The sequence below is a fragment of the Streptomyces sp. NPDC001219 genome (assembly GCF_053597915.1).
The window spans coordinates 82,332-95,489 of the sequence record NZ_JBSFJF010000006.1 but is presented as its reverse complement, the minus strand read 5'-3'; the positions used below and the strand labels follow the sequence as shown (position 1 = coordinate 95,489).

The following is a 13,158-nucleotide window of genomic DNA, read 5'->3' as shown; positions in this document are numbered from 1 at the left end:
CGGGCGGGCGCGCGGCTGACCTTCCGCCCGCCCGGCCGTTCCGGCCCGCCCCCCCACCTGACCGGCCGTGCAATTCGTTTGTCACCGGAGCGCCGGCTCCCACAAGCTGGCGGCTCAGGTGCGCACGGACGTGCGCGAAGAGCACCGGGAGGGACGCGGAGTGAGCCGGCGGGTGGGAACAGCAGCAGAGGGTGACACCGGGGCCGCGAGCACACCGGACGGCCGCGCGCTCGCCGCGGCGTCCGTCACCGTGGTGCTGTGGGCCTCGTCGTTCATCGCGATCCGCAGCTCCGCCGCGCACTTCGGGCCGGGTGCCCTCGCCCTGGGCCGCCTGGTGGTGGCGTCCGTCGTACTGGGCGCCGTCCTGCTGGTGCGGCGCGGTGGCTTTCCGCCCCGGGAGGCCTGGCCAGGCATCATCGCCTCGGGGGTCCTGTGGTTCGGCGCGTACATGGTCGCGTTGAACTGGGGTGAGCAGCATGTCGATGCCGGAACGGCCTCCCTGGTCGTCAACGTCGGGCCGATCCTGATGGCGCTGCTCGGCGGATGGCTGCTGAAGGAGGGGTTCCCGCCGCGGCTGATGGCGGGCATGACGGTGTCGTTCGCTGGCGCCGTGGTCGTCGGGCTGTCCATGTCCGGCGGCGGGGACTCGTCGCTGCTCGGCGTGGTGCTGTGTCTGTTCGCGGCGCTGGCGTACGCGGTGGGTGTGGTGCTGCAGAAGCCGACGCTGAAGCACGCCACGCCGATGCAGGTGACGACGTTCGGCGCGCTGGCCGGAGCCGTCGCCTGCCTGCCGTTCGCCGGTCAGCTGGTGTCGCAGGTGAGCCGGGCGCCGCTGCCGGCGACGCTGCAGATGGTGTACCTGGGGGTCTTCCCGACGGCCCTGGCGTTCACCACCTGGGCCTATGCGGTGTCCCGTACGACCGTCGGGAAGATGGGCACCACGACCTACGCGGTACCGGTGCTCGTGGTCGTCATGTCATGGCTGTTCCTGGGCGAGGTGCCCGGCTGGCTGACGCTCCTGGGGGGCCTGCTGTGCCTGTCCGGGGTGGCGGTGTCGCGGATGCGGGGGACGGCACGGGCCCAGGCTCCGGCGGGTGGGTCCGGGAGCGGGGCGGAGGCACGGCCCGAGGTGTCCGCCGGTGACGCCCGGACCTGAGTCCTGTCGCTTTCCTCCCCTCCGGACGTCAGACGGCCATCGCCTCCTGAATCCAGCGGTTCACCCGGTACGGCAGCCACCACAGCAGGGGCCCGGTGCGACCGACCAGGCGCTCCGTCAGGAAGTCGGTGGCGATGGCCTTCGGCACGGTCCGGAGGGGTGCACCGTAGGAGAGCTGGGTGATCGCTTCCTGGTACTCGGGTTCCTCGGCGGTGAAGCGGCGGAGTTCGCCCCAGCGGCGGTCGCGGATCTGGACGAAGCCGGGGCCCTGGCGCCAGAGGCACTTGCAGAGGTAGTGCCCGTCGCGCCACTGGGCGAGCGCGGCCACGGCGTCGGCGGGGCCGGTGAGGGTGCGGGGCGGCTGGAGGTGGCTGAGGTCGCGCCAGCCGTCGTCGGGTTCCGGGGGGAGCCGCAGCTGCCACTGCACCAGGATGGCGCGGGCCGTGAGATCGCGGATCAGGCAGAGTCGCCGGACGGCGTGCGCGGCGTCGGCCGGGTCGTCGACCGCGGTCAGGTCGACGGTGCCGGTGAACTCCACCCGGCGGGCCCCGAGTTCCCACAGCAGGGTGGCCTGTTCGTCCGGCGGGCCGGTGAGGTCGACGGCGCCCAGGCTCATGCCGGGGAGGGCGCAGGCGTCCTCGTCGTAGTCCCGCCAGGCGCGGAGGGTCAGTGCTCGGGGGGCGGGGGTGGCGGTGCTGGTCATGGCGTTCTCCTGCGGCGCGTGGAGGTGCTGCGGCGGGCCGGTCGGGGGTCAGACGTGGGCGACGAGGGACCGGGGGTCGTCGTCCGGGTGGCCCTGCGGGGCCTTCGCGGCGTGGGTGTGGCGCATGAAGTCGAGCCGCAGCAGGTCCTCGTTGACGGCGGCCGGTGCCAGGTGGACGTACTGGCCGCCGTCGGTGAAGACCAGCCCGAGCGTCACCCAGTGCTGGAGCAGGGCGTGGACGGCGGCCGCGTCGACGGTGTGCTCGGGCAGGCGGGCGGCGAGCTTGCGGGTCAGTGCCGCGGGGGCGTGCGGCTGGTCGAGGAGCCGGAAGGCAGCGATCTCGGTGGGGTCGGTGAGTTCCATGGCGCCCCAGTCGAAGGCGTGCCGGCGGCTGACGAGCACGATGCGGTCGCCGAGGTCCGCATGGGTGAGCCTGCTGTCCGTGTGGTGCTTCTTCCAGGCGCCGAGGGCGTCGTTGAGCGCGGTGACGGTGGGCTCGGTGATGCCGCGTTCGGGTGCCTCGAAGACGTACGCCATGTCGAGGAGTTCGGACTCGGGCAGGTCGTAGGTGAAGCGGTAGTGCTCCTCGGGGCGCAGCCCGGTGAAGCCGAGTTCGGGGCGGTTGAAGTACGGGCTGAAGCGTTCGATGGCGATACGGGCGGACAGGTCGACGGGCGGGTCGAGGTGTTCCAGGGCCGGTATCTGGGCGATGACGGGTTCGTAGTCCGCTGCGGTCTCGCCGGGGAAGCCGTGCAGGTAGTTCCAGGAGACGGAGAGGCCGGTCTCGGCACCGTCGCGGAGCATCCGGACGTTCTGGCAGCCGCTCACGCCCTTGTCCATCAGGTCGAGCACCCGGCTGTTGAGGCTCTCGATGCCCGGCTGGACGTAGATCATTCCGGCCTCGGCGAGCAGCCGCAGCTGGGGGCGGCGCATGTTGGCCTTGATCTCGATGTGCATCCGCAGGTCGTGGCCGCTGTCGATGATGCGGGGCAGCACGGTGGTCAGGTAGCCCATGTCGAGGATGTTGTCGACGAGGTACATGTCCAGGACCCGGTGCCGGCGGGCCAGTTCCGTGATCTCGTCGTAGAAGGTGTCGGGGCTCTTGCTGCGGAACTGCATGAAGGAGCCGTTGAGTCCGCAGAAGGTGCAGTGGTGCTTCTCCCCCCACCAGCAGCCGCGGGCCCCCTCGACGACGAGCTTGGGCTCCACCCAGTTGCGGGCGACGGAGGACGCCAGGCGCTCGAAGTACCCGCCGTAGTCGGGCGGCAGGATGGTCGCGGGCGGCAGCGGCCGGGTGCTCATCGGGTTCGCGATCGCGGCACCGGAGGCGTCACGGTGGCACAGCCCGGGGACGGCGGACAGGTCGCTGCCCTCGTCGAGGGCGGTGAGCAGCTGGGGGAACGCGGCCTCGCCCTCACCGCGGACCACGAAGTCCAGGAACGGGAAGTTGCGGTGGGTGGCGTGGCCCTGCTCGGCGTCGCAGTTGGCGCCGCCCATGACGGTCCTGATGTGCGGGGCGAGGCGCTTGACGTGTTTGACGGCGGCGAGCGCGGCGGTGTTCTGCTGGAAGGTGGAGGTGAAGCCGACGACGTCGGGGCCGGCCGCGACGATCCGTTCGGCGATCTCCTGCACGAACTCCGGTACCACGCGGTGCAGTTCCTTGGACATCTGCAGCCGCTCCTCGCGCAGCTTGCCGCGCATCGAGACGCTGAACTCCTTCACGCGCCACTCGGGGTCGTCGTACAGGGCGGAGGAGAACACCCAGTCGCCACAGCCCATGAAGTACGAGGAGAGCGCGTAGAACTGGTAGTCGTCCGCGGTGAACCCGGTCCGCCGGGTGATCCAGTCGGTGAACTCCAGGTTCGCGTGCAGGACGTCGGCCCGGCCGGAGGTGCGCTCGTCGACGCTCCGTCGCAGGATGCCGAGTGCGAGGGACGGCAGGTCGATCGGGGACCAGGGCATGTTGACCAGCAGGACGCGCATGGCGGCTCCTCGTGCGGCGGTGGGTGGGAGGCGGCCGGCGGCCGGCCGGTGACGTACACGGGTCCGGCCGGCCCGGGAGTGCTCCGGGCCGGCCGGGGAGGGTCAGTCCTCCTCGGTGTCCTCGGCGTTACGGAACGGGACGGTCACCGTGATGCCGATGCCCGGTCTGCGGTTCTCCTCGTCACCCGCGAGCGGGTCGTTGTGGATGATGTCCTTCTGCATGGCTGGTGCTCCTCTTCTGGCGGTTGCGAACGGTTCTCACGATCCGGGGGCGCCGGACGGGCCGGTGCCTCCGGTGACCCCGTCCACCGGGGGACGGGGGGTTCGGTGGGCCGCGGGGGTGCGGCGCAGATGCTGGCCCAGAAAGCCCATGGCGCGGTGCAGTACGGCCACGTGGTGGGCGCCGGTGTAGCCGTCGTGGCCGGTCTCCAGCCACATCGACTCATGTGCCGCGCCGGCCCGCCGCAGCGCGCCGAGGTAGCTCCGTACCTGGCCGGGCGGGCACTTGGCGTCGAGGGTGGCGGCGATCACCAGCAGCGGGGCCCGGACGTCGGCGGCGTAGTGGAGGGGTGAGCTGCGGGTGTAGCGCTCGGGCACGGTGTCGGGTGTGCCGCCGAACAGCCGCTCGTCCAGGGCCCGCAGGGCGGGGGTGCCGGTGCGGTGGGCGGCCGCGCAGTCGGCGACCGGTTTGACGGCGACGCCCGCCCGCCAGAGGTCCGGCCGGGTGCCGAGCGCCAGCAGCGTCAGATAGCCGCCCCAGGAGGTGCCCCACAGGCCGGTCGCGTCCGGGCGGGCCAGGCCGCGGCGGAGCAGGTCGGTGCGGACCGCGACGAGGTCGGCGACCTGGGTGAGCCCGACGCCCGCGCCGTAGGCGGCGCGCCAGCGGGGGCCGTATCCGGTGGAGCCGCGGTAGTTGACCCGGGCGACCGCGAACCCGGAGGCGACCAGGGAGTGCACCTCCGGGTCGTAGGCGTCCCGGTCGTGGTCGGCGGGGCCGCCGTGCACCAGGAACACCAGTGGCGGCCGCCGCCCGGTGACCAGCTCCGGTTCGCTGAGCAGGGTGTGCACGGGCCCGTCCGGGCCGGGGGTCCACAGTTCGCGGTGCCGGCCGGGCGCGGGGGCGGGCAGGGTGGCGAGTTCCGGGAGCCGGGTGCCGGCGGTGGAGCCCATCCGGGGCGGGGTGGCGGTGTCGGTCCAGAGGTAGTGCACGTCGTCGCCCGGGTGCGGGACGGCGTCGAGCAGGGTGCCGGGCGGGGTAGGCACCGGGGTCAGGGTGCGCCGGTCGAGGTCGGCCGTGGTGAGGGTGGAACGGCCGTGGCGGTCCTGGCGGATGAGGACACGGCGCCCGTCGGGGTACCAGTGCGCGGTGATCTCGGTGTCGAAGCGGCACCAGTCCTGGGGCAGCAGCCCGCTGCCGGGCCGCCATGTCGCGAGCCGGTAGCGGTCGTGGTGCTCCTGGACCAGCAGCAGTTCGGTGCCTGCCGGGGACGGGGCGAAGCCGAGTGCCCAGAGCCGGCCGTGCTGTCCGGAGAGCCGGTCGAGCACCGCCCCGGAGCAGGTCAGCAGCGTGACCGCCCGGTCGGAGCCGGCCGCCCCCGACAGCGCCAGCAGCCCGCCCGAGGGCGACATGCCCACCAGCTGCGCCTGCCCTTCGACCGTGCTCACCTGCCGGGCCGGTCCCCCGGGTCTCCCGGCGTGCACGGTCGTCCCGCGGCCGTCCCCGAGGCCGAGGGCCACGGTCCCGGCGTCGCTGACGGCGAGGCCGTGCGGAAGCCCCGGCGGCAGTCCGGTCAGGCCGGGCCGCCGTGCGCCGCCCTCGAAGTCCTGGAAGTACCAGCGCCCGCGGCCGCCGCGGTCCTCCGCGAACCACCACACCCGGGCGTCGGCATCGAGGGCGCAGTGCAGGGTGCCGTGCGGGCTGTCGGTGACCTGCCGTGCGGTGCCGGTGGCGGCGTTCCAGGTGAAGATCTCGCAGCGGCCGTCGGCGTCCGCGGCCAGCGCCATCCGTGCCGGGTCGCGCGGGCAGACCTCGGGGAGCGCCGGCTGGTAGACGCGGAAGCCGGTGCCGGAGGGCGGCGGGGCGGCGGGGTGCGCCGCGGTCGTGTTCATACCGGCTCCGGACCGGTGCGGCGGGTGCGGGACGGTGCCACACAGGTGGTGTGGAGCGCGAGCCCGGCCAGCAGGACGGCGCAGCCCAGGAGGGTGGCGGCGGCCCCGGCCCGGTCGGCCGACAGCCCGGCGAGGGCGGGCGCCACGGCCGCGGCCGCGCCCGACACGGTGGCCAGTACGGTGCCGGTGCGGGCCTGGAGTCCGAGCGGGACGACCTGGATGATCCGGGCCTGCAGCGCCACGGTGGCCACCGGCGTCAGCAGGCACAGCAGCCCGAAGAGCAGCCCGAAGTGCCAGGCCTCCCGGGCCGTCGCCAGGGCCGCGGCGGGCGGCACCATCAGCCAGGACACCGTCACCAGCAGCCGGCCCGCGGAGCGGCGGCCGGCGATCCGGGGTGCGGCGAGCGCTCCGGCCAGCCCGGCCGCCCCGGCGAGTGCGAGGACCAGGCCCAGCGGTGCCGCGCCCCGGCCGTGGTCCTGGAGGGCGAAGACCGTTGTGTAATACAGCGCGACGAGCAGGGCGTTGACGCCCGAGATCCACAGCAGCGCCAGCCGCAGGAAGGGCACCCGGCGGATCAGCGCCAGTCCGGCCCCGGCTTCGGCCACCCGCCCCCGCCACCCTCGGCGCTCGCGGACGGCAGGCGGACGCTGCTCACGGCGCGGGGCGAGCGGGGAACGCAGCGCGCAGATACATCCCGCCGCGACGGCGTACGAGAGGGCGTCCGCCAGGAACGGCAGCCAGCGTTCGGCCTGGAAGAGCAGCCCGCCCAGCGCGGGCCCGACCACGAGGGCGGCCCGCTCCCCCGCCTGTAATCGGGACAGCACCCGCCGGTGCTCGGCGGGCGGGCACACCAGCGCGACGGTGCCCAGCGCCGCCGCCTCGTAGCAGGAGGTCGCACACCGTTCGACGAGCACGGCGGCGATGAGCGCGGCCAACGGGACCGGGCCCGCCGCGACGGCGACGGTGACACCGCCCATGGCAGCGGCGGACACCAGCGCGGAGGCCACCATCAGCCGCTTGCGCGCGCCGCGGTCGGCGGGGACGGCGGCGAACGGGCCGAGCAGCAGCGTCGCGGCCGCGGAGAGCCCGGCGAGGGCCCCGACCTCGGCGGGCGACCGGCCGAGGGTCAGCAGCAGCAACGGCAGGACCAGCCCGGACGTCTGGCTGCCGAGGGCGTCGCAGGTGCCCGCCCACCAGAACAGCCGGAGGTCGCGGCGGGCCTGCGGCAGCGGAGCGGCCGGTGCCACCGCCGGGACGGACGCGGTCATCAGGGACGGCCCGGGGCGGGTCTCGCGGTGCCGCGGCGGGCCCTGTCATGCGCTGCCCGTATCCGGCGGTCCGCGCGGCCGGCGGCGCTGCCGTACGTACCGCCACGCAGAGGGAGTTCCGCCGCCGTGGCTCGCGAGGAGCCCCCCGGTAAGTCGTGGGGTGCGCCGCCTGCCGGGGATGCCGCTGACCGTTCCATGCGAAGCCACCTCACGTATGTGGGCAGATCGTGAAGATCAACCGCACCAATAGGTCAACTTGCGGAGGAAATGTGCCCGAATCGTGCCGGAGCTTAGCCAGACAGTGACGTGGGCCACAAGGTGTGTGCGCCGAAGACCTTCGAGCGGCGCGGCCGGACGGACCGGCACCCCGTCGACCAGCACCCCGGCGCCCTCAGCTCATCGCGGCGACCGACAGAGGCGGTCGCTGTGGCGGCGTCATTGATCCGGCGCAGGCTCCGGTCCGGGGTCGCCCGTCCGCCGACTCGGAGTCCGATTGGCCGGATACGCAGACTTGTTGACGCCCCATCAGGAGAGGTAGTTCCCTCCGTCGGCACACCGGCGGAGGAACCCTCGGCACCCCGGCAGCACCGGGGCGCGGGCGGTCGTCTCAGGGACGGGTCCCCACCAGCTGCGCGTACTCCTTGCCCAGCTGCGACATGGCGTGCCCGAACTCCTTACGGGAGATGGCCTCTTGCAGCGTGCCGAGGACCGCCCGGACACCGCGGTCGGCCTCCGGCCCGGACAGGCCGGTGCGCCGACGCACCCTGCGGACCGACTCCGCCGATCCGAAGACCTCCATCTCGCCCCGCCCCCGCTGGAGCGAGACACGCAGCGGCTCGGGAAGTTCGAGGGCCAGATCGCGGGCTTCGCCGTCGCTCAGACGGTGTGCGAGCGTCTCCAGGGTGGCGCGGGTGAGATCGGCCGCTTCCTGCCGTGAGAGCCCCGCGCGAACCGCCACCGCCTGGAAGAACTCCTTGTCGTCCATGCGAGCCTCCACATCGGGATCGGGGGTGAGCGAGGGAGGCAAACCTCACTCACCACCTTGCCACGATCCCCCGCCCACCGTCGGCCCGCCACCGGCTGCACCCGCGCCTCCACTACAGGTCACCGGGGCACGGGCTCCTCATGGCTGTCGCATGGCTGCCACGTCCGGCCCCGCCCGTTCAGCCGTGGCCGTGCAGTCACGCCCGGAAGGCGCCTGACCTGGGGTGATGTCAGATCGGGCGCCTTTCGGCGGGAGCCGGCGGGTGCGGGAGCCGGCCGGATCAGACCGGCCGGTTCGAGGCGATGGTGTCCGCCGTCGCGCCGGTCCGTGGTGTGCCGTCGCAGAGCGCGGCGGCACCGCACAGGGCGGACTCCGGGCGGACCGGGACGCCGTTGGTGCGCAGCACGTCACGGACGTCGAGGATCAGTGGGAACACCTCCTGGTTCCAGTCCTCGCCCTGCTCGTCCCAGGCGCGCTGCTCGGCCTCGACCGCCATCCGGTCCTCGGCGAACACCCGCTCGGTGAAGCGGCGGATGAACGGCCAGGCGAGATGGAGCGCCCCGGGGACCGGCGGCTTCGCGATCATGAGCAGGCCGTAGGCGTGGTTGACGCGCTGCTCCGCGTCCTCCGGCACGTACGCCGCCCAGAGGGAGAAGGACGGGAGTTCGGAGTTCTCGGGGACCGCCTGGAGGGTCTGGTAGGGGTACTCCGTGCGGACCGTGATGACGTCGGGTGCGTCCCCTCCGCCGAAGCCGTCACCGGACAGCAGACCGGCGCCGCGGTCCCGCTTTCCCCCGCCGGAAACGAAGAGATAGCGGGCCTCCACGAATTCCGGGCCGGATTCGTATCCGAGCAGCTTGGGGTGGATCTTGCCGAGAACGCCGCGGTGCAGGAACTGGTGGTTCATGTCCAGCAGGTTTTCGTGCATGAACGAGTAGTGGCAGCGCACCGTGCGCGAGAACATCATGGCCTTGTGCTTGCCCGAGGAGAATTCCGGCAGCTCGGGCAGCGGAGTCGTCTCCGCCTTCGCCGGATCACCCGGAAAGACGAACACCAGGCCGTACCTTTCCCGGACCGGATAGCAGCGCACCCCGCGCGGCGGCCGGTCGGTGCCCTTGGGCAGATACGGGATCTGCGAGATCCGGCCGTTCCCGCGGTAGGCCCAGGCGTGGTAGCAGCAGCGCAGCGTCTCGCCCTCCACGACCCCCATGCTCAGCGGCACCTGGCGGTGGGCGCACCGGTCCTCCAGCGCGAAGACCGTGCCGCTCGCGCCGCGGTAGAGGGCGATCCGCTCCCCCGCGAACACGGCTGCGAAGGTCTTGCTCTTCGGCACGCTTGTGGAGACCGCGACCGGATACCAGAAATTCGGGTTGATGCCCGTACGCCGAAGGTCCGCCGTCGCTCCGGGACGAAATGCACGCAGCTGTTCCGGGCCACCGGCCGGCCCGGCCGGATTCGCCCCGTCCCTTGCGGGCTGAGCCTTGGTCATACGTTTCTCCCTCGCACGCGGGTCAGTGATACGGAACGGGGAGAAAACCTCGGATGGCGGCGGGCAGCGCGCGGTACCGGTTTCTCCGCGATCACCTAGTGCGTTTCCCCCGGTACGGCGCCGATCAGGCTCGCCCCGGAGGGTGACGGGGCCGGAGGACGCCTCGGCGGCACTCGCGCGGGTGCCGCACGGACGGCGACTGAAGGGGGCTGTGCGGCGCGCGGCACCACCGACCGGCAGGCCCGGCCGGTCACGACCAGCGGACCGGGAGGTGCCGCGGTCCGCGGAGCAGGGCGCCCAGCCGCCAGCGCAGGTCGGCCGGGTGGGCGTCCAGCTCCAGCTTCGGGCAGCGCTCCAGGAGGGCGCGGATCGCGATCCGGGCCTCCAGGCGGGCGAGCGGGGCACCGAGGCAGAAGTGGATGCCGTGCCCGAAGGCCACGTGGCCGCGGGCGTCACGGGTGATGTCGAAGCGGTCGGGATCGGCGAAGCGGAGCGGGTCGCGTCCCGAGTCGGCGATCACGGGGAGCACGACCTCGCCGCCGCCGGGGATCACCGTGCCCGCGATGTCGGTCGGCTCGCGGGTGAAGCGGAAGGTGGAGGTCTCCAGCGGCCCGTCGTAGCGCAGCATCTCCTCGACCGCGCCGTCGATGAGCGACAGGTCGGCGCGCAGTGCGGCGAGCTGGTCCGGGTGGGTGAGCAGCGCCAGGACGCCGTTGGCGATGAGGTTGCCGGTGGTCTCGTAGCCGGCGATCAGCAACAGCTGGGCCATGCCCAGGAGTTCCTCGTGGCTGAGCCGGTCGCCGCCCTCGTCGCTCACCGCGATCAGATCGCTCAGCAGGTCGTCGCCGGGGCGGGCGCGTTTGGTCTCCACCAGTCCGTCGAGATAGCCGGTCATGGCCGTCAGGGCTTCTCTCGTCCGTGGGGTGGGGGCGCCCACCATCAGGATGTCGGTCCAGGTGCGGAAGGTGTCCCGCTCCAGGAAGGGCACGCCCAGCAGCTCGCAGATGACGGTGATGGGGAGCGGGAAGGCCAGCGCGTCGACGAGATCCGCGCGGCCGTCGGGGGCGGCGAGCATCGTGTCCAGCAGCCCCTCGGTCAGCTCCTGGACGCGCGGCGCGAGGGACGCCACCCGGCGCGCGGTGAAGGCGCGGGCCACCAGGCCGCGCAGCCGGGTGTGCTGCGGCGCGTTGGCGCGGAGCATCGACACGCCGCTGGACACCGGCTGCATCGGCTGTGCGGAGGAGGCGTGCCGCCACTCCTTCGACAGCCGGGAGTCGCTGAGCGTCGCGCGTACCTCTTCGTAGCCGACGACCAGCCAGACGACGGTGCCCTCGGGGAGGCGTACCCGGTGCACCGGGCCGCGCTCGCGCAGCCGCGCGTAGCCCGCGTAGGGATCGCGGACGAAGTCCTCCCCCCATGCCGCCAGATCGACTGTCCCCACCGGTTCCGTGGTCATCCGGCCTCCTGTGCGTCGCGACGTTGCCCGGGACGACTGGTACGGGGGAACCCTCCCCGGCTGCGGGTCCGCTAACCGCCGCCTGTGCCGAAATGGCTTATGGGGCAAGCGTGTTGGGGATGTCCGGTGATACGGCCGGGCCGTGTGGAACGGACGCTGCCGTCGGCCCGCTCGGGCCGACGGCAGCGCACGGCTTCCGGGCCGGGCCCGGCTACCGCTGGGTCAGGTACAGCAGCAGACCGGAGATGGCGGCCCCGGCCACCCCCTCGATGACATGGGCGGCGGTGAAGCGGGCGTACGTCCTGAGCCACGGGCGCCGTGGCGTGCCGGGAACACGCGGCGGGGGCTGCCGGCCCTCCGCGGAGTCCTTCATGGGGGCGTCTCCTCGATCGGTGGTGGGTGGTTCGTGCGGGCCCGCCGCGTCAGCGCCCCGCGCACCCCACGGGCAGGGGGGCCTGCCGTTCGGCGAACTGCTGCAGCTCGGGCCCGGAACGCTCCAGCAGCCACCCGGGGTCCGGGAGCGGGGCCCCGGGGGCCGGGTTGGGCAGATGCCGGCGTGGTGAGTAGCCCAGGGCGGCGGCGACGGTGCGCCACAGCCGGGCGTCGATGAGGTTGTCGGCGGCCGCGTGGTGGATGGCCAGGCAGTGGGCGGAGAGCTGGTCCTCGGCGCCGGCCGCGAACCGCCACCAGAAGACCGCCGCCTCGGGCCGGTCGATGGAGTAGAGCAGGCACGCGAACGTGCGGGCCCCGGCCGCGTCGTAGTCCCGGGCGAACTTCTCCAGCCGCCCCCGGTGCCCCCCGCGCAGCACCGACTCGCACAGGGTGTGCAGGTGGCGGCGCAGTTCCTCCGGGCTCGCCGTGGCGCTGGGAACGCGCCGGGGCCGTGGGCGTCTGGGCAACGGCCGGGCGCGTCCGGGGCGTGCCGGGGACGGGCCGCGGTCGTGCCGGCCGTCGGGCGCCGGCCGCGCCGCGGGGGCCTGTCGCTCCGCCTCGGCGCCGCGCTCGGCCTCGGCGATCCGCTCCGCCAGCCGGCGGGTGAAGGCTTCGGGATCGTGGTCGGCCAGTACGCCACCCACCTCGTCGGCTTCGGCCTGCAGAATGTCCTCGATGGTCACGACGGTTCTCCTTCCTGATCGTTCCGGAGGTAGAAGGCCGCGAGTTCCTTGGCGAGCTTGCGGCCGCGGGAGTAGTAGGTGCGTGCCGTGCCCGGGGTGATGCCGAGGGTCTCGGCGATCTCCTCGTAGCTCAGCTGCGCGACGCGGAGCCGGACGCAGTCCGCCTGTACCGGCTCCCGGCGGGCCAGTTCGTCCATGGCGCGGTCCAGGGCGTCGAAGGTGCCCAGGTGCGCGATCTGGTCGACGCAGGACTGGTGGAGCCCGGCTTCGGTGGCCGCGGGCCGTTCGTGGCGGGTCACCCGGCTGCGCGAGCGGATGTAGTCCGTGATGGCGTCACGCAGCACGCGCAGGCACAGGGCCCGGAGGTTGGGGTGCGACTGGAACTCGTCCCACTTCGCATGGATCTTCATCCCGGCTATCTGGACCGCGTCCTCGGCGTCCTGACGATTGCGCAGCAGCTGCATCGCATAGCCGATGTAGCCGTACTGCACCTCCTTGAAGAAGGGGGTGAAGTCGCCGCGCAGGCCGTCCATCGGGTCGGGGCGCAACTGCTGTCCGTCTCCGTAGTCGCTCACCGGGCGGCCGTCCCTCGGCCCGCCACCGGCGGGCGGACGGCGCCGGGGTGGACCCGCGGAGCACGCGCCCGTCCGGCACCGCACCCCTTTCCACGGTCCGGGTCGTGCACAGTGCTGCGGGCCGACGGGCCGCAGGTCCGCGAGGCGGTGTGGGTGCACTCACGCGCACGGGCGCGGTGCACAGCCGGGGTCGTCCTGGCCGCGCCGCCCATGGCTGGCGTGCCCCAGGGCCACTGGTGATCCACTGCCTCTCCTTTCGATGTCCGCGGTGAACTGCCCAGCGTCCGGATGACGCCGGAGAAGACCGCTCTCTTGCCCG

At 73.3% G+C, this 13,158-nt stretch carries 11 protein-coding genes; 1 reads left to right on the top strand and 10 read right to left on the bottom strand.

The window, feature by feature from the left end; translation table 11 throughout:
* Positions 1–172 precede the first annotated feature (172 nt).
* On the top strand, positions 173–1,156 hold the full coding sequence (locus ACWC9R_RS05675) for a DMT family transporter (RefSeq protein WP_450729109.1): 984 nt from the start codon (positions 173–175) through the stop codon (positions 1,154–1,156).
* Positions 1,157–1,184: 28 nt separating this feature from the next.
* Here ACWC9R_RS05675 and ACWC9R_RS05670 read toward each other — a convergent pair whose 3' ends face one another.
* The 10 genes from ACWC9R_RS05670 to ACWC9R_RS05625 all read right to left on the bottom strand — a co-directional run bounded on the left by ACWC9R_RS05670 (position 1,185) and on the right by ACWC9R_RS05625 (position 12,839).
* Positions 1,185–1,859, bottom strand: coding sequence for a DUF5825 family protein (locus ACWC9R_RS05670; RefSeq protein ID WP_450729108.1), 675 nt, complete (start codon positions 1,857–1,859; stop codon positions 1,185–1,187).
* Between the two features lie 48 nt (positions 1,860–1,907).
* Positions 1,908–3,842, bottom strand: a complete 1,935-nt coding sequence (locus ACWC9R_RS05665; protein WP_450729107.1) for a RiPP maturation radical SAM C-methyltransferase — start codon at positions 3,840–3,842, stop codon at positions 1,908–1,910.
* A 258-nt stretch (positions 3,843–4,100) separates the two neighbouring features.
* Complete coding sequence (locus ACWC9R_RS05660) at positions 4,101–5,951, bottom strand: S9 family peptidase (RefSeq protein WP_450729106.1); 1,851 nt, start codon at positions 5,949–5,951, stop codon at positions 4,101–4,103.
* Positions 5,948–7,219, bottom strand: a complete 1,272-nt coding sequence (locus tag ACWC9R_RS05655; protein WP_450729105.1) for an MFS transporter — start codon at positions 7,217–7,219, stop codon at positions 5,948–5,950. Before ACWC9R_RS05655 ends, ACWC9R_RS05660 begins: the two co-directional genes overlap by 4 nt.
* 607 nt (positions 7,220–7,826) lie before the next feature.
* A complete protein-coding gene (locus ACWC9R_RS05650; protein WP_450729104.1) occupies positions 7,827–8,204 on the bottom strand; it encodes a DUF2267 domain-containing protein in 378 nt (125 codons plus the stop codon).
* Between the two features lie 280 nt (positions 8,205–8,484).
* Complete coding sequence (locus ACWC9R_RS05645) at positions 8,485–9,693, bottom strand: Rieske 2Fe-2S domain-containing protein (protein ID WP_450729103.1); 1,209 nt, start codon at positions 9,691–9,693, stop codon at positions 8,485–8,487.
* Positions 9,694–9,943: 250 nt separating this feature from the next.
* A complete protein-coding gene (locus tag ACWC9R_RS05640) occupies positions 9,944–11,149 on the bottom strand; it encodes a cytochrome P450 family protein (RefSeq protein ID WP_450729102.1) in 1,206 nt (401 codons plus the stop codon).
* A gap of 211 nt (positions 11,150–11,360) precedes the next feature.
* The gene (locus ACWC9R_RS05635; protein ID WP_450729101.1) at positions 11,361–11,522 is read right to left on the bottom strand and encodes a hypothetical protein; all 162 of its coding nucleotides are present in this window, start codon (positions 11,520–11,522) and stop codon (positions 11,361–11,363) included.
* A 49-nt stretch (positions 11,523–11,571) separates the two neighbouring features.
* Positions 11,572–12,264 (bottom strand): hypothetical protein, encoded by a 693-nt coding sequence (locus ACWC9R_RS05630; protein ID WP_450729100.1) that lies wholly within the window; start codon positions 12,262–12,264, stop codon positions 11,572–11,574.
* Complete coding sequence (locus ACWC9R_RS05625) at positions 12,261–12,839, bottom strand: RNA polymerase sigma factor (RefSeq protein WP_362601923.1); 579 nt, start codon at positions 12,837–12,839, stop codon at positions 12,261–12,263. The genes ACWC9R_RS05630 and ACWC9R_RS05625 overlap by 4 nt, the downstream gene beginning before the upstream one ends.
* Positions 12,840–13,158 lie beyond the last annotated feature (319 nt).